Here is a 23557-nt window from a genome sequence, read left to right as displayed (position 1 = left end):
ATCACTAATCAAGAAATTTTTTCAGAAAATGCTGGAGGCGGCCGATTACGGCCTGTATAATGCCGCGGCAATATTTTATCCCTTATTGCCACATAGTTTGGTGAGATATTGCCCATGTTACGAATTAAAAAAGAAGCATTAACTTTTGACGACGTTTTGTTGGTTCCTGCCCACTCTACAATTCTGCCTAATACAGCAGATCTATCCACACAATTAACATCTACTATTCGCCTGAACGTGCCTATGCTCTCTGCGGCAATGGATACCGTGACGGAATCTGCTCTGGCTATTGCACTTGCACAGGAAGGGGGAATTGGCTTCATTCATAAAAACATGTCTATCGAGCGTCAGGCTGAAGAAGTCAGTCGCGTGAAAAAGCATGAAAGTGGTGTTGTAACCAATCCTGTAGCTGTAACACCACAAACGACATTACGTGCAGTCAATGAACTGACTGAACGTAATGGTTTCGCAGGTTACCCGGTAGTGACAGAAGCGAATGAGTTGGTGGGTATCATTACTGGTCGTGATGTCCGTTTTGTGACTGACTTGGATCTGCCTGTTACAGCAGTTATGACGCCAAAAGAGCGTTTGGTGACTGTAAAAGAAGGTGAAGCTCGCGAAGTAGTATTGCAGAAAATGCACGAAAAGCGTGTTGAAAAAGCGTTGGTTGTTGATGACAGCTTCCATTTGCTCGGCATGATTACTGTGAAAGATTTCCAGAAAGCAGAACGTAAACCGAATGCCTGTAAAGATGAACAAGGTCGTCTGCGGGTTGGTGCTGCGGTTGGTGCCGGTGCGGGCAACGAAGAGCGTGTTGATGCACTGGTTGCTGCGGGTGTAGACGTGCTGTTGATTGACTCATCCCATGGTCATTCAGAAGGTGTTTTGCAACGTATCCGCGAAACTCGTGCCAAGTATCCTAATCTGCAAATTATTGGTGGTAACGTAGCGACTGGTGAAGGTGCCAAAGCGCTGGTGGAAGCAGGTGTGAACGCAGTTAAAGTAGGTATTGGCCCAGGCTCTATCTGTACTACTCGTATCGTTACTGGTGTTGGTGTTCCGCAAATTACTGCAATCGCTGATGCAGTGGAAGCACTGGAAGGAATTGGAATTCCAGTAATTGCTGACGGTGGTATCCGTTTCTCAGGTGACATTGCCAAAGCCATTGCTGCGGGTGCATCTTGTGTGATGGTAGGTTCAATGCTGGCTGGTACAGAAGAATCTCCGGGTGAAATCGAACTTTACCAGGGCCGTTCATTCAAATCTTATCGCGGAATGGGTTCTTTGGGTGCGATGTCCAAAGGCTCTTCTGATCGTTACTTTCAGACCGATAATGCGGCTGACAAATTGGTGCCAGAAGGTATCGAAGGCCGTGTTGCTTATAAAGGACTGCTGAAGAATATCGTTCACCAGCAAATGGGTGGTTTGCGATCCTGCATGGGATTGACGGGTTGTGCCACGATTGGTGAACTGAGAACTAAAGCAGAATTCGTTCGCATCAGTGGTGCCGGTATTCAGGAAAGCCACGTCCATGACGTGACTATTATCAAAGAATCACCGAACTATCGTTTAGGTTTGTAATTTATTTATTAAGGTGACCCGCAATTGCGGGTCACTGACTTTTATTTTTTTAATTGCCACTTGTTTTGGGAATTCACCTCGAATGACAACTAATATCCATCAACATCGCATTCTGATCCTTGATTTTGGCTCGCAATATACGCAGCTAATTGCCCGCCGTATTCGTGAACTTGGTGTTTATTGTGAACTTTGGACATGGAATGTCACTGAAGAACAAATCCGCGCATTTAACCCGGACGGTATTATCCTTTCTGGTGGCCCGGAAAGCACAACTGAAAATGACAGTCCACGTGCACCAGAGTATGTCTTCAACGCAGGCGTGCCAGTATTGGGGATTTGCTATGGTATGCAAACCATGTCCATGCAACTGGGTGGAGAAGTTTCTGATTCTAATGAGCGTGAGTTCGGTTATGCTCAGGTTGAGATCAACGGTGACAGTGAGCTGTTCCGTGGTATTCAGGATGCACTGAATGAATCAGGTACGCCAGTACTGGATGTGTGGATGAGCCATGGTGATAAAGTAACAGCTATTCCCGAAGGTTTCACAACTGTAGCCAGCACGGATAGCTGCCCATTTGCTATCATAGCAAATGATAAAAAACGTTTTTATGGTGTGCAATTCCATCCGGAAGTGACTCATACTCATCAAGGTTTGAATATCCTGAAACGTTTTGTGCTGGATATTTGTCAATGTGAAGCGCTGTGGACGCCCGCTTCCATTATTAATGATATCGTAGAACGTCTGCGTGCACAGATTGGCGATGATCACGTTATTCTGGCGCTGTCTGGTGGTGTTGATTCTTCTGTAACTGCACTGTTGCTGAACCGCGCAATTGGTAAGCGTCTGACTTGTGTATTTGTAGACAACGGACTGCTGCGTCTGAATGAAGCAGATCAGGTTATGGAAATGTTTGCGGGTAAATTTGACCTGAACATTGTCCATGTTAAAGCGGAAGATCGCTTCCTTTCTGCGCTGGCGGGCATTGATGATCCTGAAGCTAAACGTAAAACTATTGGTCACGTGTTTATTGATGTATTTGACGAAGAAGCTGCAAAACAAACTCAGGTCAAGTGGCTGGCACAAGGCACGATTTATCCAGACGTTATTGAATCTGCGGCTTCTGCGACGGGTAACGCGCATGTGATCAAATCTCACCACAATGTAGGTGGTTTGCCGGAAGATATGACACTGGGTCTGGTTGAGCCACTGAAAGAGCTATTTAAAGACGAAGTTCGTCGCATTGGCTTGGAACTGGGCCTGCCATATGACATGCTGTATCGCCACCCATTCCCAGGGCCAGGTCTTGGTGTTCGCGTATTGGGTGAAGTAAAAAAAGAATACTGTGACTTGCTGCGTCGTGCTGATGCTATCTTTATTGAAGAACTGCATAAGGCGGACCTGTATAATAAAGTCAGTCAGGCATTCACCGTATTCCTGCCAGTTCGTTCTGTTGGCGTAATGGGAGATGGCCGTAAATATGACTGGGTTGTATCTCTGCGTGCAGTAGAAACCATTGACTTTATGACCGCGCATTGGGCACATCTACCATATGATTTCCTGGGTCGCGTATCAAACCGTATCATTAATGAGGTCAATGGCATATCGCGAGTTGTTTATGATATCAGCGGTAAACCACCAGCAACAATCGAGTGGGAATAATCACCAAACCACCATGATTCTCTAATTAAGACCCTGATTTCAGGGTCTTTTCATCTCCATGTCTCACCAAATCACACCATACCAGCATGTTATTTTTGTCGGTATCGTAAAATGCTTTATAGCAGGGTAGCAAAATATCGTTATAGTCAGAGGCTATGTGAGACGTTAAAAAAGACCTCATTATTGATTCATGCATTTTTTCTATGTGCTTTGTTAGTTAACAATAACGTATATAGTGATAATAATAATTAAATATTATATTTTACAGCGACTATCATTCAATGTAATGTGAATTAAATCCCACCCAAAAAATGGACTTTATCATATTCACATTAGGTCGTTGATTATGAATAAAAAAGTGATGTTAACAGGTATTGTTATTGCCTCTTTGTTATTTTGGCAAATGGCTTTGGCAAGCAGTAAAATTATTCCTTTTACTGAGAATGAAGCGAAGTTTGCGAAATCTTTGGTTGATAATGATGTCAATAAGTTATTTTCTGGCGGTAAGGTATCCGGTAATTATGAATATAAATACATAACTGTAAGAGACTTATACAAAAAATATTATGAGAATGAAGTAAGAGCAAACAGAGAATTAAAATATAAAAAAGTCATTATTTCTGGAAAGATTAAAAGTATAAATAATTATCCTTCTGATGGTAAGTCATTTATTGCATTAAGTGCTGGCAGTTTCTTAGATACTGTGCACGCAGCATTAGGTAATAACTTTCAAGATTATGCCCTTGAATTACACAAAGGGCAAAAGATCACCCTAGCATGTGAAGTGGTTGGGACGGTCGTTGGTGAGCCTGTTGTAGAGGATTGTATACCAGAACGCAGCGCGAAAGAGCAAGTAACCCAATCTCTGGTATTCCAAATTAATAAGGCAATTAATGGTGATAGGGATGAATCTAATAAAAAAGGTGTTGCTATAGTAGCGTTAACAAAATTAGTTAGTTTATCAACTAACAACTTCTCTATTTGTAAGAAAATTGATATATATTGCTTGCAACAAGCAAATAATCCAAAGTGGAAAAAGTTTGCAGCAGAAAACAAAGATCAAATAGAACAGTATAGAAAAATGTTGGATAATCAAAAATAAACGAACCTCGATTAGAGCGATCAGGATCATTATGGATATTATGCCTTCAACTGATTATCGTAAACTTATATTGACTGGCTCTCATACACAGCGGTTGAAATCTGATATGGTGAATTTCCCCCAATAATTTGCATTTGGAACACTATGATTTCAACACTAGCTATCAATAATTATCGTTCTATTCGCGATCTTCGCATCGCACTTGGTCCCCTTAATGTGATTACAGGAGCAAACGGTAGCGGTAAATCTAATTTATACCGTGCGCTGCGCTTACTATCTGAGACAGCACAAGGCGGTGTTGTTAATTCTCTGGCACTTGAAGGTGGGCTGGATTCTGCATTTTGGGCAGGGCCGGAAATTTTTTCGAGAATAGCACGTGCGGGAGGAGCAATGCAGGGAGGAGTGAGAAAAGAGGTAAAGCGATTACGCCTCGGGTTTGCGACAGATTTATTTGGTTATTCTATTTCCCTCGGTTTGCCTGAACCGTCACAGTCTGCTTTTGCGTTAGATCCTGAAATTAAACAAGAGGGCATTTGGGGTGGAGAATGCTATCACCCGGCTGGTTTACTGGTCGAGCGCAAAGGTTCGATCATCCGGGTTCGGGAAGGGCGAAGATGGCAAATCGCTTCAGAACACATTAACAATTTTACCAGTATGTTTGATCAACTGGCTGATCCTTTAACTGCCCCGGAAGTTTTTCACATGCGCGAATTTATTCGTGGTTGGCGTTTCTATGATCATTTCCGTACTGATAGCGATGCTCCGGCTCGTAAAGCACAGGTTGGAACACGAACTCCTGTATTGCATCATGATGGACGTGATCTGGCTGCTGCGTTGCAAACAATTCGTGAAATTGGTGACACACAATTACTGGATGAGTCCGTTGATGATGCTTTCCCAGGCGCTTCGGTAGCAATTTCTCGTTCCACAGAAGGACTGTTTACTATACAGTTTCAGCAACATGGTTTAATGCGTCCTCTTTCTGGTGCGGAATTGTCAGACGGAACATTGCGTTATTTATTGTGGATCGCGGCATTACTGACTCCACGTCCACCGTCAATGATGGTATTGAACGAACCAGAAACCAGTCTCCATCCAGAACTTTTGCCTTCATTAGCTAAATTGATTATAAAGGCATCCAGTCAAACACAGGTATGGGTTATTTCACATTCACCAGTTTTGATTGCAGCACTAAAGCAATCTTCACACTGTCAATCTATTCAACTCAAAAAGCAACTTGGTGAAACCCATGTTACTGATATAAATATTCTGGAAGAACCTTTATGGCGTTGGTCAGATAAGAATTAATAACTTGTTTTCTGGACCGCACTTTTCAGTATTTACCATCACTCCTTACCTGGCAGAGATTGTGACTTTTTTCACGCTTTACAGTAGAAAAACCTAAAACTAGGAAATATTCCTAGTTCAACCAAGACTATAGCTCAATCCAACTTTTTATCACTTCCCTACACTGTCGGTAATAACAATTCCTACGAAGAATTTCGCGTTTCAGCGATCCACCTTTTTGAATTTCTACTTGCATTAAAAAGGCTCTTTTTATCGTGGTTATCTGAGGATTTCACATGCTTAAAATTCTTGAACAAGTCCGTCAACCGACGTTGGATTTACCAATCGAAGTACGCCGCAAAATGTGGTTTAAGCCCTTTATACAGTCGTATTTGGTGGTTTTTATTGGTTATATGGCTATGTACCTGGTGCGAAAGAACTTTAATATTGCCCAGAATGATATGGTTTCCACTTATGGTTTGTCGATGACACAGCTTGGTCTGATAGGGTTGGGTTTTTCTATTACATATGGTGTTGGTAAAACCTTAGTCGCTTACTATGCTGATGGAAAGAATACCAAGCAATTCTTGCCATTTATGTTGATCTTGTCTGGTCTTGCTATGCTTGGTTTCAGTATGAGTATGGGCAGTTCAGGCATCAGTGTTTTCTTGATGGTAGCATTCTATGCTTTGAGTGGTTTTTTTCAGAGTATAGGAGGTCCGGCAAGCTATTCCACCATTACCAAATGGACACCCCGCAGTAAGCGCGGAACTTATCTTGGGCTGTGGAATATGTCACATAATGTTGGTGGTGCAGGCGCTGCGGGGGTTGCATTGTTTGGGGCTAACTATTTGTTTGACGGTCACGTGATAGGGATGTTTATTTTCCCTTCTATCATTGCGTTGATCATCGGTTTTATTGGCTTACGTTACGGTAGCGACTCACCGGAAAGTTACGGTTTGGGTAAAGTTGAAGAATTGTTTGGTGAGAAGGTCAGCGAAGAAGATATTGCGGCAGAAGAAAACAAAATGACCAAGCGTGAGATCTTTGTTGAATATGTCCTGAAAAACCAGGTGATTTGGCTTCTCTGCTTTGCCAATATTTTTCTTTATATCGTGCGGATTGGTATTGACCAATGGTCAACGGTATATGCATATCAGGAGTTAGGGCACTCAAAAGAGATTGCGATTTCTGGTTTTACCATGTTTGAAGTCGGCGCGTTAGTGGGAACGCTAATGTGGGGTTATTTATCAGATTTAGCAAATGGTCGTCGTGCTCTGGTCGCATGTATCTCATTAGGCTTAATCATTGTCAGTCTTGAATTCTATCAACATGCAACCAGTGAATTTATGTATTTAGGCTCCCTGTTTGTACTTGGTTTTTTGGTATTTGGCCCACAATTGTTGATTGGTGTGGCAGCCGTTGGTTTTGTACCGAAAAAGGCAATCAGTGTTGCAGATGGTGTTAAAGGTACTTTTGCATATTTAATCGGTGACAGCTTTGCTAAATTGGGCCTGGGGATGATTGCTGATGGTGTGCCTATTTTTGGTTTAACGGGATGGAAAGGCACTTTTGCCGCACTTGATATTTCTGCATTTATTTGTATCGGTTTACTTGTTTTTGTTGCCATAGCTGAAGAGCGAAAAATCCGAAGTAGCAGAAAATTACAGTAAATTCTATAGAAGATGTTCTGACGCTACTGTTTCATCCACAGTAGCGTCTTTGGGCGAACCGTATCCGTTCCCAGTTTATTGCACAGCTATATTAATGAGAGTAATTTATGTGGTTTTTCTGATCTGATAATAAATAACGATGATTAAAGTAGCATTAGTCGATGACCATGTAGTGGTACGTTCTGGTTTTGCCCAGTTATTGAGTTTAGAACCTGATATCAAGGTTGTTGGTGAATTCAGTTCATGTGCCGAAGCAAGGCATGGGCTTCCTGGATCGGGAGCAATGGTCTGTATTCTTGATATCTCAATGGCAGAGGAAAGTGGGCTTTCATTATTGCGAGATGTTCCTTCCGGTATTGGCTGCATAATGCTGAGTGTCCACGATTCAGTCACAATGGTGGAAAGTGCGTTAAAGGCGGGAGCTCGTAGTTATCTCAGTAAACGTTGTAGCCCGGATGAATTGGTACAGGCTGTACGTACCATTGCGAATAATGGTTGCTATTTCACACCGGATATTGTGCTTAAATTGACCTCATCAAAAAACAATCCCGCTTCGCGGCAACATTTAACTAAGAGGGAAAGGCAAGTAGCTGAAATGCTTGCCAGAGGGATGGACGTTAAAGAGGTGGCGATTGAGTTAGGCTTGAGTCATAAAACGATCCATGTTCATCGGGCGAATGCGATGAGTAAATTGGGTGTGACAAATAACGTGGGTTTAGCGAATTATTTTGCTTCTAATGATCTCTAATGTATCGATACCTGATCAATTCGTTTTGCGGCGGGTTATTGTTTTCTTGCTGGTGGTTCTGTTTGTGGGTGATAGCCTACTATTTTGTTCATGATTTAGAGCTGGCTATTTTATTTTTTCCATTTGCTCTGCGTCTTGGCATCGCTTTGCATATTCCCAAACGGTATTTACCGGCATTATATGGTACAGAATGGCTACTTACTATTGGTTTGGCTCTGTTAATTGGGCAGCCTCACTGGCTTACCGTGTTAACTGCCAGCGTAGTGAGCCTTCCTATTGTTTGGATTGCCGGCCGTTATTACCGGGGTAATCAATGGCAACGATTGGCTGTTATGGCACTTGTGATTGTAGTGACTTCAATCATTAATGTTATGTCCGTTATTAGCCATAATCCGGCTTTAACTATCGCACTTCTGGTGAGCTTAACTGGAGGTGTCATGTTGGTTCCTTTGTGTTACCTAGTCTGGCACTATTTATTCCAGAATGTCTGGTTACCGTTGACTGCCAATATCCTTGCTTATCCAATTCGTTTTCATTGGAATCAGATAGTTTTTTATAGTCTGCTATTTATATTGAACATCTTTCTTCAAATCTGGATACCCAGTGAGTTACATTACTTTGCGCCGTTTTGTCTCGCAATTCCGATTATTTTGCTGGCCTTTCGGTATGGTTGGCAGGGGGCTTTGCTCGGTACTTTACTTAACAGTGTTGCGTTAATTGCCGCCCGTGGTGATGTTTCCAATATGGAAATTACCGATTTGCTGTTATCACTTTTGGCGCAAACTTTGACAGGAATACTGCTTGGTATGGCGGTTCAGCGTCAGCGTGATCTCAATACACAGTTAAAGAGAGAGTTGCATCGTAATCACAGTTTGTCACGCCAATTGGTGAAAGCAGAGGAATCGGTGAGACGAGAGATTGCCAGAGAGCTGCATGATGAAATAGGTCAAAATATTACAGCTATTCGCACACAAGCAAATATTATTCAACGTGTTGAGGTAACTTCAACTATTGTTAATTGTGCCAAGACCATCGAATTATTATCCCTTAATATTTATGATACCACTAAAATGTTATTGAGCCGCTTACGTCCTAAGATACTTGATGATTTAGGACTGAAAGAAGCTATTGAACAATTGTTACGGGATATGGAATTTGAAGCTCTGGGAATATCAGTCGAAATTCAATGGGAGGTTGATTCCGATACCGTTATAGAACAATTAAGTGATGCGACGAAAGCTACGTTATATCGTCTTTGTCAGGAAGCATTGAATAATGCGCTAAAGTATTCCCAAGCCGACAGTATTAAATTGCATTTCTCCATTAAAGAAATGATCCGTTTATTGATCAAAGACAATGGTATTGGCTGTAAAATAGAAGATCATACGAAGGGATTTGGCTTACGCGGTATGCGTGAACGTGTACAGGCACTCGGTGGTAATTTCTCAATTCATAGCGAAAAACAGCAGGATGATTCGACTCGCACTGGTACGGATTTATCGATCATTTTGCCCAAACTTTAAGAAATGGTCATGATAGTTTTTTCTCAACCTAAGCCAATAAATCCAAATAATTTGTCTGCTGTAGAAATCCGGGAACAATATTGTTACTGGCGTTTTCATATTATGTTGAGCCTGTATGTGGGTTATGCACTGTTTTACTTCACCCGCAAAAGTTTCAATTATGCCATGCCTGCCATGATTAGTGATTTGGGTCTTGATAAAGGTGAGATCGGCTTGATTGGCACGTTGTTTTATATTACCTACGGCTGTTCTAAGTTTATTTCTGGTATTCTCTCTGATTGTTCTAATACGCGTTACTTTATGGGAATTGGACTTATTGCGACAGGAATTATTAATATTTTTTTCGGTCTGTCTAGCTCCATAGTTATGTTTACCTGTCTATGGATATTGAATGCCTGGTTTCAGGGATGGGCTTCTCCCTCATGTGTTAAATTACTCACTACTTGGTATTCACGTTCAGAACGCGGGTTTTGGTGGGCACTATGGAATACTTCGCATCATGTTGGAAGCGCATTAGTTGCACTTTTTGTTGGTTATTTGACCTGGAATTTTAGTTGGCGGGAAGGGTTTATTGTGCCGGGTTGTCTGGGGATCTTGGGTGGAATATTACTGTGCTGGCGATTACGTGATAAACCGACTTCAATGGGATTGCCGACTATTGGTCAGTATCGTAATGATTTTTTGGAAAAAAAGCATGAGAATCAGGGGAAAGGGTTAAGTACCAGAGAAATATTGAGGACCTACGTTTTCCGCAATAAATACATTTGGTTACTTTCCTGTAGCTATGTGTTGGTTTACATCGTTCGCACGGTTATCAACGATTGGGGAAATCTTTATCTGACTGAATATCATCATTATGATTTAGTGAGTGCAAATTTTGTCGTGTCACTTTTTGAGGTTGGAGGATTTATGGGTTCATTGGTTGCTGGTTGGGGTTCCGATAAGTTGTTCGGCGGCAATCGTAGTCCTATTAATTTAATGTTTTCAATAGGGATTTTTTTATCAGTGGCAGCTTTATGGTTGATGCCCGTGACCGATTTAGTGTTCCAATCGTTCGGTTTTTTTGCCATTGGTTTTTTTGTTTTTGGTCCACAATTATTGATTGGTATGGCAGCAGCAGAGTGTTCGCATAAAAATTCTGCCGGTACAGCAACAGGATTTGTTGGCCTTTTTGCTTATACTGGTGCAGCACTTGGTGGCTATCCTTTTGCGATTATTTTAGAAAATTACCATTGGACAGGCTTATTTATTACTATTTCTGTTTGTGCTGTCATGATTGGCTTATTATTACTGCCTTTTTTGCAAGCCCAATTTCCTCAGCAAAGGGAGCAGAGTTAACTGCTCTCACTGAGGTGTGATCTCTTGTCGGTTACACCAATCTTCCTTGGTTAATTCCCATATTTCACAATCGTATTTACCCGATACATATTCTTTTCTCTCTGTTTTAATTACCTTCATTCCTTCAGCTAATGAAATCTTAGCAGTCAATCCGATATCACCCCGGTTTTAAAAAACATGCTAAACGAAACATGGTATAGTAGGTTCTTGTTCTGTCTTTTATCCCATCGGAATGTTATGTCTTATCAATGCCCGTTATGTCATTTGCCACTGTTGTTTTCTCATCACCAATGGCGCTGTGAAAAGAATCATCAGTTTGATTGTGCAAAAGAAGGTTATGTTAACTTGCTACCAGTTCAGCATAAACGTTCAAAAGAACCGGGTGATAGTGTTGAGATGATGCAGGCGAGAAGGGCGTTTTTACAAGCAGGTTATTATCAGACACTACAACAAAAAGTCATTGAATTATTTGATCGTTTTTTACCTGAACGAGCTGAGGCATTGCTGGATATTGGTTGCGGAGAAGGTTATTACACTGCATCGGTACAAAAGGCGTTGAACCTTAAATGGCATATTACTGTGTATGGCTTGGATGTGGCGAAAATCGCCGTTCGTTATGGTGCTAAACGTTACCCGGATGTCAGCTTTTGTGTGGCATCCAGCCATCAATTACCGTTTGCGGATAGCTCCCTTGATGGGATTTTGCGAATTTATGCTCCTTGCAAAGCGGCGGAATTATCCAGAGTAGTAAAATCAGAAGGAATTGTCCTGACTGTTACACCTGGCCCGCGTCATTTATATCAATTGAAAGAATTAATCTATCAGGAAGTTCATCTGCATCCTGAGAATACTGAACAACTGGAAGGTTTCGAGTTAGTTTCGGCGGAAACTCTGGCGTATGAAATGCGATTGGATGGGGAGCAATCCTATCATTTATTACAGATGACGCCGTTTGCCTGGCGGGCTTCTGAAGAGGTCAAATGCAATTTGATGGCTAAGCAATCATTTAAGTGTGAAGTTGATTTTACACTGAAAGTTTATCGTCATATTTAATTTATTTTCCTTCAACAGTTCGTTTTTTTGATTGATATATGGTCATGTATTAAATAGTTAGTTGTTGTGATATGCTTCCCGCCTTTTAAGGGTAAAGCATGGTCAAAGTTGACGTCTATTGCCGTTATTGTCACAAATCAGAACAGGTCAAAGGACATGGAAAAGGGAATGGCGGACATCCTCGTTATCGTTGCTATACCTGCTGTAAGGTTTTTCAGTTGGAATACACTTATCAAGCCTGCAAACCCGGCGTTAAAGAGCAGATTGTCGACATAGCGATGAATAACGGGGGAATTCGTGACACCGCTCGAATCCTGAAAGTCGCAACAGCCACCGTCATGAAAACGTTAAAAACCTCACGCCCCGAAACGTAACGACGCTGCCCCTTGATGGAAATAACATTCAGCTTATCGGTGAAATAGACGAGCAATGGTCATTTGTGGGGAACAAGAAAAATCAACGCTGGCTTTGGTATGCTTGGAAGCCCCGCCTAAAACGGATAGTGGCCCATGTTTTTGGCGATCGCAGTAGAAAAACATTAGACAAGCTACTTGCTCTCTTATCGCCCTTTAATATTCGGTTTTACTGCACAGATGATTATGTTGTTTATGATAACCTTCCCGAGGAAGATCACCTGACTGGAAAGACGTTTACTCAGCGTATAGAGAGAACGAATTTAACTCAGCGTACTCGAGTAAAAAGACTGAATAGAAAAACTATCAGTTATTCAAAATCCGAAGAAATGCACGATAAGGTGATAGGGACTTTTATTGAGCGTGAGTACTATTTTTGATATTCAATCTAACTATTTAATACATGACCATGAAAAGGATTCATACGCCGCTCCTTCGGAAAAATGGGAGCCTATTTTACTACCATCGGCTATTTGCAACAGTGCCTATAAGTATTGCTATCATCTGTTCAATACCAGGTGGGATAATAGTCACTAAAGTGAATTACACTTCTCTCTTTGTTTTGGCGTCACTCTTCACCCTAGTGGGCCTGCTCTGGACATTATGCAAGTGTCACGATTTCCAAAAGAAAAACACATATGCTCAATCAGTTTTGTAAACATTCTGGCATTCATATTCAGGGTCTGCATTTACCAGCTTATTAAAAGAAGCATTTTACTTAATCATTACAGGAATGATAGTTTCCACAAAACATATCATAGGCGTTTTATATTTATTGACTTCTTCATATTTATCCGAAAATTAACCAACATAAAAAATAATATCTAATTCATCATTGACATATTAATATATAAAAGAGAAAGACTTTCAGTAATTATTAAATTCATACTAAATAATATACCTCTTCAATAAATAAAATACTTTGGCCTTTAGCTAAGGATAAAAAACATGAAAGATGACACTTTATATGACCCTATTGCACATCTTTACGAGAGCTTTTCAGATACTGCCGCCCATATCAAAGTAGAAATCAGAACCATCTTCAATCTGGCGGGGGATATACAAGGGAAATCCGTGTTAGATTTAGCCTGTGGATATGGTCTCTTTAGTCGAGAATACAGGAATCGTGGCGCTTCAAAAGTCATTGGAGTCGATATATCAGATAACATGATAGCCATTGCGAAAAGCAAATCACAACAATACGGTGACGATATCGAATTTCACGTAAGTGATGTCTGCAAGATGGAGTCATTTGGCAAATTTGATATAGTCAACGCAGCCTGGCTATTCTGCCATGCAGAATCTATTGAAGATCTTGAAACTATGTTCCGTGTTATTGCCGCTCACCTCAAGCCTTCCGGTAAATTGATTGCTTATACCGTTGAACCTGATTATCGATTAGAAAAAGGGAATTATGAAAATTATTGTATAAAAATTCTGAGTGAAGAGCCCGTGAAAGACACAACTCTGCTGAGAGCTGAATTTCTTACCACACCACCCAGCCCTTGTACTGTGTATTGTTGGAGCCGTGAACAATATCAAGCAGCGATCCAAAAGGCAGGGTTCAAACAATTTATATGGCAAAAACCAATGCTGTTAAAAAGCGATATTGAGAATTATCCTCCGGGTTTTTGGGATGATTATCAACGAAATTGCCTTGATACAGCTCTTGTTTGTCAGTTTTAACAAAATAATCCCCCGTGATCCGGGGGATTATCCTTAAGCCCCTACCATCTCCCTCAGCCCACCATTTACCTGCCAGTGCCTTGCAACGCACTGATAATCTAATCTTTCTCATCAATTTCACACACTCATAGGCTACGAACCCGAATCAATATAATGCTATCTCAATTCGAGCGGATGGAATGCATCTCTGTAGGACTAATATCCGATAGCTATATATTGCACCTGTGCATATGACCAATGTCCAGCCGAGTCGTGAACAACAATTAAAAACTCTTCTTTTGATCTAATTTCAACCGATATACCTCGAGCCCACGCATCTCCTTTAACATAACTACCCGTTACAACAAAGCACTTGTACCCGCACCAATGACAATCGATGTAACATGATCGACATTATCCCAAGGATTATCACTGGTGGTTATGTTGGTTACTTCTGTCGCTGATTCTGATTTATGCATAATAACTCCTGAGCTATTTTGTATTATGTAAAGGCGATTTCTGATAATGAAAATATTTCTTAGTAATAAATTATGCTCTTGGGAATAATTAGTTTGGCTACTTTGGATCGAAATTATAATATGATGAGTCAAAGTGAAATATTATATTCAATGAATGTGAGTGTTAGAGATATATAATGACTAAGTATTGCAACCCGATAGCGAAGTAATCTGTGGAAGGTATTTGGGCACTGTGTAAACGGATATGACAGAAAGTCTCTGTCACTTGATTACATCTGTAATATAGAAGCGAACGTCGATGTCAACGACGTCCGTAGCATTTATCTGCAGTGCAGACTTGCACTTGCCAGTGGGGAATGATGCAGGGAGGAATCAAGAGGCATACATAAATAATTTTAGATGCTCAAATAATATATTAAAACCAATCGCAATTAATACTAATCCACCTATAAGCTCTGCACGTTTACCTAATAATGGCCCGATATAGCGTCCAATCAGCATTCCCAGAGTAGCCATAATCATTGTCATCATTCCGATGACCATTGCAGTATGTAATATATTTACCTGTAAGAAGGCGAGACCAACACCAATTGCCATTGCATCCAGACTGGTTGCAATGGCAGTAAATATTAATGTTAATGAACTATAACGACGGGGGAGAGTAGATTTAACCGTGGTTTCCGGCTCACGTTTGAAACTTTCGATAATCATCCGACAACCAAGGATAAACAATAATGAGAATGCCACCCAATGATCCCATTCCATAATATATTGGCTGGTATAAAGCCCCAAAGACCAGCCAATTAAAGGAGTACAGGCTTCAACCAGACCAAAAATAAGACCAGTACGGATTGCTTCACGTAGATGTGGGCGACGCAGAGCTGCTCCTTTACTTACGGCAGCAGCGAAGGCATCCATGGATAGAGCTAATGCGAGAATAAGAGTTGTATAGAGATTCATTAAAATAACCTTGGCTGGGTGATTCCACATACACATAAATCACCCCCAACCAATGGTGATGTTATGTGTCTATGGTCTTGCCAACCGATTTGGCATTCGTACCACGTTTTATGCAAACGAGTATGTTGATACGAATTTTCCAGAAGTCTTCTGGAACAGGCTACTCCCCAATGACTGGGGTGGACAATATCATATTTGGCATAAAAGGCAAAAATATTTTACTATATGTTAAATAATGAATTGAAAATAATTATCATTATATTTTTTGTGGAAAATAAGGCTGATATAGTGTTGCAGCCTTATTTAATATTAATATGAATCAGGGAAGGGTTATTTGTTATTCAGCAGGAATTGATAAATTTTTTCTAAGTCATCTGGTTTTGTTACAGCAATATATATTTTATTTGACTCAAAATCTATCATTAAAATACCATCTTCAGATAAATTCATTGCTTTAATCTGGTCATAATTAAAGAATCGGTTGGAATAATAAAAGCCTTTTTCTTTGAATATGAGTTTAGGTGAGCGAATATAACCAAGGTATATTGTTACTAAAATGATAAAAGATAATAGATAAGTCGTTAGTGGAGTACCTTGAGCTACCACGTTATTGTAAATAATGATAGTAATTAAGACGATAAATATTAAAGCATCAATTCGATGTTTTCTTTTTAATTTTATGTTTAACAGAGTCTTGCCTTTGAGATGGTTGATGATAATTTCATCATAAACAGCAAAAGCGAGCGTTAATAAAATTGAAATCATCAATATGATGTCATTCAGGCTCATTGTCACCTCTGATTTTCTAACTGATAACTCTTGTTTTTATAAACGGGGGAGAAAATTTCCTCCCCCATATTTTTAATAAATCAATTTTCTAACAAAACTATTTAACTAAGCTCAGAAAACCGAAATGATAACCAATGATGCCGATTACGAAGAAACCAATAATGATCCATAGAGGGTTTACTTTTTTCCGTAATAGCCACATACAGCCAAAGGTCAGCAATAGCGGGGCAATACCGGGTAGCAACTGGTCAAGAATAGTTTGAACCGTTGTTACTTTCTCTACTCCTGTTACGGGATCAGGTACTTTGGAAATAACAAGTGGGATATTGACTTTCGTCCAGCTATTAACCAACGCTCCCATCACGAATAGTCCCAGGATTGACGCTCCTTCTGTCATCTTTTGCAGGAAACCGCCACCCATATCTTTAACGATATCCATTCCTTTTTTATAGCCATATGCGACACCATAGTAGCGGGTCAATAAACGCACTAGGTTGAACAAAAAGAAAAACAGAATAGGGCCAAGCAAGCTGCCACTCATAGCAATTCCTGCTCCAAGTGCGGCAAAAACAGGACGGACAGTTCCCCAGAAAATAGGATCACCTACACCCGCCAATGGCCCCATTAAACCGACTTTAATACCGTTGATTGCACCATCATCGATATTAGCTCCGTTGGCTCGTTGTTCTTCCATCGCCATTGTAACGCCCAGAATTGGGGCAGCGACATAAGGATGTGTATTGAAAAACTCCAGATGGCGTTTGATAGCCAGTTTGCGTTCTTCGGTATTTTCGGGATAGAGACGACGAATGGCTGGGACCATTGAGAAACAGAAACCCAATGCCTGCATACGTTCGAAGTTCCATGAACCCTGTAATAAATTAGAGCGTAGGAAGACACCACGGATATCGCTTTGTGTCAGTTTTTTCTGCCCCATGTTTGTTGAATCTGACATATTGTTCATCCTCTTAATCTAATTCGTTATCAAGGTTATTTGGGGTATTACCAGCAGGAGCAGCGGTTTGTGATTGGTTGTATTTAGGGCTGAGTTGAATATACAGGATTGCCAGAACAGCGCCAACGACACCGAGTATAACGAGGTTTTGGACATATACAGCGGCCACAAAACCGAGATAGAAGAATGGCATCAGGTAGCCAGCACGCATCATGTTAATTACCATTGCATAACCAACAACGACGATCATACCGCCAGCAATATTGAGGCCAGTGGTGACAACTTCTGGAATAGAGCTCAGCATGTTCTGAACTTCAGAGGTTCCGACAGACAATGCAACAACCAGTGCAGGCAAAGCAATCCGCATTGCTTGCAGTACTAAAGCAGTAATGTGAATGATAGTGATAGCGCGCAGGTTGCCATTTTCAGCAGCCTTATCCGCTGCGTGTTGGAAACCGACGGTCATAGTACGGACGATAATGGTAAGAACCTGGCCCGCAGCAGCCAATGGAATTGCCAGCGCGATACCTGCACCAACATCTTGCCCACCGGCGATAACCAGAATGGTTGAAATGATGGATGCCAGAGCTGCATCAGGAGCAATCGCTGCACCGATGTTCATCCAGCCCAGGGCGATCATTTCCAGTGTACCGCCGATGATAATGCCGGTTTTCATATCACCAAGTACTAAACCAATCAATGTACAAGCAACTAATGGACGGTGGAATTGAAATTCATCAAGAATGGAGCCCATGCCCGCAATACAGGCGACGATGAATATCAATAAAAGTTGAACAACGGTAATTTCCATTGTTTTCTCCTGTAACCAAATGTAATTTGGTAAGAATTTTGTTATTGAGTAATGGTTAATAAAAAAATATCTGTTTTTGTTTTTTAAGCTTTTTTGAGCAAATCCATCATATTTAAGCGCGCATCGCTGGCAACTTTGCGTGCCTCAAGCTCGATACCGTGAGAATTCAGCTTTTCGAAAGCATTAATATCTGTTGCATCAACAGAGATAGCATTGTTGATTTGGGTTTTACCTTGTTTGAAAGCCATACCGCCAATATTGACAGATTCCAGTGAAACACCGCCTTCTACAATACGTAGTACATCAGTAGGGTTGGTGAATAACAGCATAACGCGTTCACCGGCATATTTAGGGTTATTGTAAACACGGATACACTTGGCAATATCAATCACATGTGCACTGACACCAGGAGGTGCAACCTGCTTTAATAACGTAGAACGTACAGTATCTTGTGCTACTTCATCACTGACTACAATGATACGTTTAACATTAGTTTCTTTTGTCCAGCGAGTTGCAACCTGACCATGAATAAGACGATCGTCAATGCGAGCAAGGGCAATTTTCATGTGACCACCAGCAACAGGTGCTGTAATCTGGGAAGTCATGGAGGTTGCAGATTGGGTCGGTTCAGATTTATCAGCTTCTTTGGCTGGCTCTGTTTTAAGGGCTCGAATACCTTCTTTCCCTGTTTCCAATGCAACAGAAACCAATTCTTCCATTGATGGATCATCATCACGGCACATAAAGGCTTCAACCAGCATTGGTATGTTCACGCCAGTGATGATTTCGTAGTTTTCTTTGTCCATTACGATACGGTTCGCCGCATTAAATGGACTGCCACCCCAAGTATCGACAAAAAATAGGACCCCTTGTGTTGTATCAAGCAACTCCAGTTTCTTGTTGTATTTCTCGAATAACGTATCGGCATTTTCACCGGGCACAAAGTCGATATAAGAAACGTTTTCTTGTTCCCCAATCAACATCTCTGTGGTGCGAAGCAGTTGCTCCGCAGCAGCCCCGTGTGTGCCAATCATAATGGCTATACTCACTTGTTTTCCCCTTCTGTAACAATTGAACTCGGATTTATTGCAAGCTCATACTCAATACTTCCAATATGTTGCACTATCCCCGTCGCCTTTCAAGATGCAGCTTTGAAATCCATAGGGTATATCTATTAATAATCATGACAGCTACTAACGAATATGATAGTTACAAGCATCGTGTTTTATCGAGGATCCATCTCAAATATTCCATTTCTCATGGCTTGTATTTAATTACATAAGAAAATGTGTCATTAGATTATCATTGGAAGCATTTAAGAAAATTGCTATCAGTCAGAAAATTCAAGATAGGCTATTTTGAGAGGTTAAAATAAGATTTTTATTTTACTTATCACGAATAGGTAACTTATTTTCCTTTAAATTTTTGTTTTAATGATTTTTGCAACTGTTTTCGGTAACATTTTATTAATTTTTAGATAAAAAAATTTGATACTTTAGATTGGAAAGAAGAAAAAATGTACTCAATTGATCCGTTTCAGCCAAAAAAAATCCCTACTGTGTAGCAGGGATCTTTTTAGATAAGTAAGATTTTACCTAAAATAGGTAACAGTTTAACTTATGAACATATTAATTAAGTTACAGGTTTGATCAGTCACACTGTACTTTTATTGCCAAACCACCACGTGATGTTTCACGGTATTTCGCGTTCATGTCTTTACCAGTTTCGTACATAGTTTCAATAACTTTATCAAGTGAAACCCGTGGTTCGCTGGTGCGGCGCAATGCCATACGAGCAGCATTGATCGCTTTAACTGAAGCAATGGCATTACGTTCAATACATGGAACCTGTACCTGTCCGGCAACAGGGTCACAAGTCAAACCAAGATTATGCTCCATGCCTATTTCGGCTGCGATGCACACTTGTTCAGGACTTGCTCCAAGTAATTCTGCAAGACCTGCCGCAGCCATTGAACAGGCAACCCCCACTTCTCCCTGACAGCCGACTTCTGCTCCAGAAATGGAAGCATTCATCTTATACAGAATGCCGATTGCGCCTGATGCCAGGAAGTAGCGCGTGTACAGCTCAGGAGTAACAGGCTCGATACAATAGTTGTAATAAGCCAATACTGCCGGCACGATCCCACATGCGCCATTGGTTGGTGCGGTAACAACACGCCCACCAGCAGCATTTTCTTCATTGACCGCCAAAGCGAACATATTGACTAAATCAACGACATTCATTGGGTCATTAGACAGTTGATTTGATGATGTCAGCATACGGTGCAGAGCAGCTGCACGACGAGGTACACGCAGAGGGCCAGGTAAAATGCCTTCTGTATTCAAACCACGTTCAATACAAGCCTGCATGGTGTCCCATACATCCGCAAAATATTCAGCAATTTCTTCTTTGTTATGCAAATCCAGCTCGTTTTTCATCATCAAGCCAGAAATAGATAGCCCTGTTTTGCTACAATTCATCAACAGATCAGCAGCAGAGCTGAATGGGTAAGACACAGGTTTGGTATCCTGAGATGGCTTACCGAAATGTTCTTCATCAACAATAAAACCACCACCGATGGAGTAGTAAGTTTTGCTGTAAACTTTTTTTTCACCTGCAAATGCATGAATCTGCATACCATTTTCATGCAATGAAAGGTTATCGCTACGGAAATTCATACCTCCGTCACGAGGAAAATCGACTTCATGTAAACCATTTGCCAGCGGCAAACGTTGAGTTTGCTCAACATCACGAATAAAACCAGGGATTGAATCAATATCAACAGTGGCGGGCATATTACCGGCCAACCCCATGATAATGGCGATATCCGTATGATGACCTTTCCCGGTTAATGAAAGTGAGCCGTACACATCAACAGCTACACGCGTGATAGAGGACATCAGCCCCTGGTTTACAAGATCATCGACAAATTGTTTTCCTGCTTTCATAGGGCCAACAGTATGAGAGCTGGATGGGCCGATACCCACCTTAAACATGTCGAAAACGCTAATCACGCCAGACTCCTTAGAGAAGAAAGATATATAGTATATTTATAATTAAAGCGCGTTACTTTACTGTTATTTAGTGGTGTTGATAAAGGAGTTTACAGTTTTTTTTTAATTATAATAGCTATTGATATGATTTTGGATAATAAACAAGCAAATCTATAGCTCTTCGCAAGCATTCCTAGAGTGATTTTTGAACTTGTTGTGCCAGTTGGTAAATAATGGTAGCGGTTAATCCCCAAATCATCTGATCACGATACCAGTAAAAATAGATCCGATGTTGTCGATTCCGTCGTTTAACATCTAAATATCGATAGCAAGGAAGAGAGAGTGCATCAAAAAGTGGAATTTCAAAAACTCTGTCTACTTCTGTTGGATTGACCTGAAAAGAAAAGGGAGGAGAAACCAACCCGACGACAGGTGTAACACGATACCCGCCACTACTGTCCAATGGAGTCAGTTGCCCCAGAACTTGTACCTGATGATGTGGAATGTTGACTTCTTCTTCTGCTTCACGCAAAGCCGTAGCGATCAATGAATGATCTTCCGGCTCAGCTGCACCACCGGGAAAAGCAACTTGCCCCGCATGTGAACGTAAGCTTTTAGCTCGTTGAGTCAATAAAAGTGTTGGCTCTGGCTTACAAATAATTGGCAATAATACAGCGGCACTCCGCTGATTATTGCTTAGATACTTTGGTTGTACAGGAAGTTGCAATTGAAACCGATGAATAAAATCAGAAAGAGATGTCATGATAGCTGGAGTTCCCTTAATTTAGGCAAGATATGTCCAAGTTTATCGAATGTTTCCTGATACTCTTTTTCCGCAATACTATCTGCAACAATACCACCACCAGCCCAGCAGTATATTTTTCCTTTTTCTGTCAGCAGAGTACGTATAGTGATATTGCTGTCCATTGTACCGCAGAAACTAATATAGCCAATAGAGCCACAATATCCATGTCTGCGATGTGGCTCTAATTCTTCGATAATTTCCATAGCCCGAATTTTTGGGGCACCAGTAATGGAACCACCGGGAAAACAAGCTCGTAGTAAATCGGTCGCGTGATATTCATCTGGCAGTGTGGCTGTAATGGTACTGACGAGATGATGCACTGCCGGGAAAGGTTCCACGACAAATAATTCTGGAACTTTGACGGATCCTGGAATTGCAACACGCCCGATATCATTTCTCAGGAGATCAACGATCATCAGATTCTCAGCACGGTCTTTTCGGGAATTGGATAATTTTTTAGCTTGTAATTGATCTTTTTCCGGATCTTGAGCGCGCGGTAATGTTCCTTTAATTGGTCTGGTCTGGATTTTCTTGTCTTCCAGTAATAAAAATCGTTCAGGTGAAACACTAATGATGCAATTTTCGGGCAAGCGGATAAAAGCCGAAAAAGGGGCACGGTTACATTCATTCAGTTGCTCGAATGCCTGCCACTCATCACCTTGGTAGTCGGCATGAAAACGTTGGGCCAGATTGACTTGATAGCAATCTCCATCACGCAGATAACGGTGGATCTGGGCGATTTTTTCATGATACTGCTGTTCACTCATATTTGATTGCCATGAATTGATGAGAGCAAAATCGGTTTCTTGATTTTTTGTGTGTGATTTTAGCCATGCCAGACGGTTATCAATATCGTGGTAGCTGAGTAAAGTCGTTTTTTGCTGATGATGGTCAATAATAAGACACCAATCGTAGATCCCAATCGCCATATCTGGAAAATTCAGTTTATTAATGGCCATAGTGGGTAATTTTTCAATTTTTCGTCCGAGATCATATCCCCAGATTCCCAGTGCTCCTCCCTGAAATGGCAAGTCGGGATCAAATTGTGGGGTAAAATTACAGGCATGAAGATGCTTTTTCAGTAATAGAAAGGGATCATCTTGCGAATAAGAAACTGCATTATGACTTTTGATTTCTGTTGATTCCCCTTGTGTTACAAGAGTCACAATAGGTTCAGCCACAAGAATGTCAAAACGATTATGTGGATGTTGGGCTGCACCTGAGTGTAACAACATTGCCCAGGGCGAGGCAGAGAGTGGAGCAAAATAATAGGTAGCAAGATTAGGAGAATAAGGTAACTGACGTTTTTGTAATGCAATCTTCATGGTGGAACCCGTATTGGCTGGGCAATAAAAAAATAACTGATTAAATTAATGTGCGGAGAGTACCATAGAATGGTATACCTGTTCACTGGTTGCCACACTGCAACTTAAAATTGATTGGGTATATAATCACAGCTTGTCGCTAATTATTGTTGTATATTTGAGGTTAAAGGTATGTTTTCAGGTATGCCAGCGTTGTCCCATGAAGAGCAGCAGGTCGCAGTAGAGAGGATCCATCAACTTATTTCTGAAGGGATGGGAAGTGGAGAAGCCATTGCTATTGTTGCTCAGGAGCTGCGGGAAAAGTATCAGGATAAAGAACAGACCCATGTTTTATTTGAGGATGATGTAAAATAGCAGCAAAGCATTTTAAACAAAACTCACATAATTACTTTCTATT

At 41.0% G+C, this 23557-nt stretch carries 20 protein-coding genes and 1 riboswitch; of the genes, 12 read left to right on the top strand and 8 right to left on the bottom strand.

Translation table 11 applies throughout. The annotated features are described in order from the left end of the window. Positions 1–114: 114 nt before the first annotated feature. The 11 genes from guaB to Xbud_RS03095 all read left to right on the top strand — a co-directional run bounded on the left by guaB (position 115) and on the right by Xbud_RS03095 (position 14064). Positions 115–1581 carry an IMP dehydrogenase gene (gene guaB, locus Xbud_RS03145; RefSeq protein ID WP_099134705.1) on the top strand — a complete coding sequence of 489 codons (1467 nt, stop codon included), beginning with the start codon at positions 115–117 and terminating at the stop codon, positions 1579–1581. An 82-nt stretch (positions 1582–1663) separates the two neighbouring features. Then, the gene (gene guaA / locus Xbud_RS03140) at positions 1664–3241 is read left to right on the top strand and encodes a glutamine-hydrolyzing GMP synthase (protein WP_099134704.1); all 1578 of its coding nucleotides are present in this window, start codon (positions 1664–1666) and stop codon (positions 3239–3241) included. Between the two features lie 346 nt (positions 3242–3587). Then, positions 3588–4343 carry an OB-fold protein gene (locus Xbud_RS03135; RefSeq protein WP_099134703.1) on the top strand — a complete coding sequence of 252 codons (756 nt, stop codon included), beginning with the start codon at positions 3588–3590 and terminating at the stop codon, positions 4341–4343. Between the two features lie 144 nt (positions 4344–4487). Next, complete coding sequence (locus Xbud_RS03130) at positions 4488–5651, top strand: AAA family ATPase (protein WP_099134702.1); 1164 nt, start codon at positions 4488–4490, stop codon at positions 5649–5651. 275 nt (positions 5652–5926) lie between these two features. Then, positions 5927–7303 carry a hexose-6-phosphate:phosphate antiporter gene (gene uhpT, locus Xbud_RS03125; RefSeq protein WP_099134701.1) on the top strand — a complete coding sequence of 459 codons (1377 nt, stop codon included), beginning with the start codon at positions 5927–5929 and terminating at the stop codon, positions 7301–7303. A 139-nt stretch (positions 7304–7442) separates the two neighbouring features. Further along, the gene (gene uhpA / locus Xbud_RS03120) at positions 7443–8051 is read left to right on the top strand and encodes a response regulator transcription factor UhpA (RefSeq protein WP_099134700.1); all 609 of its coding nucleotides are present in this window, start codon (positions 7443–7445) and stop codon (positions 8049–8051) included. Further along, complete coding sequence (gene uhpB, locus Xbud_RS03115) at positions 8051–9574, top strand: signal transduction histidine-protein kinase/phosphatase UhpB (protein ID WP_099134699.1); 1524 nt, start codon at positions 8051–8053, stop codon at positions 9572–9574. Before uhpA ends, uhpB begins: the two co-directional genes overlap by 1 nt. A 9-nt stretch (positions 9575–9583) precedes the next feature. Further along, complete coding sequence (uhpC, locus tag Xbud_RS03110) at positions 9584–10912, top strand: MFS transporter (protein WP_099134698.1); 1329 nt, start codon at positions 9584–9586, stop codon at positions 10910–10912. Positions 10913–11149: 237 nt separating this feature from the next. Beyond that, a complete protein-coding gene (gene rlmA, locus Xbud_RS03105; RefSeq protein ID WP_099134697.1) occupies positions 11150–11965 on the top strand; it encodes a 23S rRNA (guanine(745)-N(1))-methyltransferase in 816 nt (271 codons plus the stop codon). Between the two features lie 98 nt (positions 11966–12063). Continuing rightward, a protein-coding gene (locus Xbud_RS03100) for an IS1 family transposase (protein ID WP_099134696.1) occupies positions 12064–12758 on the top strand; the annotation gives its coding sequence in 2 pieces (ribosomal slippage) (positions 12064–12319 and positions 12319–12758; 696 coding nt in all). A gap of 568 nt (positions 12759–13326) precedes the next feature. Further along, positions 13327–14064: a class I SAM-dependent DNA methyltransferase gene (locus Xbud_RS03095; RefSeq protein ID WP_099134695.1), complete on the top strand. Its 738-nt coding sequence runs from the start codon at positions 13327–13329 to the stop codon at positions 14062–14064. A gap of 830 nt (positions 14065–14894) precedes the next feature. Here Xbud_RS03095 and mntP read toward each other — a convergent pair. From mntP to pabB, 8 genes are all read right to left on the bottom strand, one after another. Then, positions 14895–15482 (bottom strand): manganese efflux pump MntP, encoded by a 588-nt coding sequence (gene mntP, locus Xbud_RS03090; RefSeq protein ID WP_145956609.1) that lies wholly within the window; start codon positions 15480–15482, stop codon positions 14895–14897. A 47-nt stretch (positions 15483–15529) separates the two neighbouring features. Next, positions 15530–15663: riboswitch (yybP-ykoY riboswitch) on the bottom strand. Between the two features lie 149 nt (positions 15664–15812). After that, positions 15813–16271 (bottom strand): DUF986 family protein, encoded by a 459-nt coding sequence (locus Xbud_RS03085; RefSeq protein WP_099134693.1) that lies wholly within the window; start codon positions 16269–16271, stop codon positions 15813–15815. Positions 16272–16368: 97 nt separating this feature from the next. After that, positions 16369–17226: a PTS mannose transporter subunit IID gene (locus Xbud_RS03080; RefSeq protein ID WP_099134692.1), complete on the bottom strand. Its 858-nt coding sequence runs from the start codon at positions 17224–17226 to the stop codon at positions 16369–16371. 13 nt (positions 17227–17239) lie between these two features. Further along, on the bottom strand, positions 17240–18037 hold the full coding sequence (locus tag Xbud_RS03075; protein ID WP_099134691.1) for a PTS mannose/fructose/sorbose transporter subunit IIC: 798 nt from the start codon (positions 18035–18037) through the stop codon (positions 17240–17242). An 83-nt stretch (positions 18038–18120) separates the two neighbouring features. Then, positions 18121–19071 (bottom strand): PTS mannose transporter subunit IIAB, encoded by a 951-nt coding sequence (manX, locus tag Xbud_RS03070; protein WP_416778690.1) that lies wholly within the window; start codon positions 19069–19071, stop codon positions 18121–18123. Positions 19072–19686: 615 nt separating this feature from the next. Continuing rightward, positions 19687–21051: an L-serine ammonia-lyase gene (locus tag Xbud_RS03065; protein WP_099134689.1), complete on the bottom strand. Its 1365-nt coding sequence runs from the start codon at positions 21049–21051 to the stop codon at positions 19687–19689. Between the two features lie 172 nt (positions 21052–21223). After that, positions 21224–21793: a CoA pyrophosphatase gene (locus Xbud_RS03060; protein ID WP_099134688.1), complete on the bottom strand. Its 570-nt coding sequence runs from the start codon at positions 21791–21793 to the stop codon at positions 21224–21226. Next, a complete protein-coding gene (gene pabB, locus Xbud_RS03055) occupies positions 21790–23160 on the bottom strand; it encodes an aminodeoxychorismate synthase component 1 (RefSeq protein ID WP_099134687.1) in 1371 nt (456 codons plus the stop codon). The genes Xbud_RS03060 and pabB overlap by 4 nt, the downstream gene beginning before the upstream one ends. A 171-nt stretch (positions 23161–23331) precedes the next feature. On the opposite strand from pabB, the gene Xbud_RS03050 reads away from it, so the two are divergent. After that, positions 23332–23514 (top strand): YoaH family protein, encoded by a 183-nt coding sequence (locus Xbud_RS03050; protein ID WP_099134686.1) that lies wholly within the window; start codon positions 23332–23334, stop codon positions 23512–23514. The last annotated feature ends 43 nt before the right edge of the window (positions 23515–23557 follow it).

It is taken from the genome of Xenorhabdus budapestensis, assembly GCF_002632465.1.
Taxonomy (GTDB): domain Bacteria; phylum Pseudomonadota; class Gammaproteobacteria; order Enterobacterales; family Enterobacteriaceae; genus Xenorhabdus; species Xenorhabdus budapestensis.
Note: the sequence above shows the minus strand (reverse complement) of the source record. Positions and strands in the feature narration are given on the sequence as shown.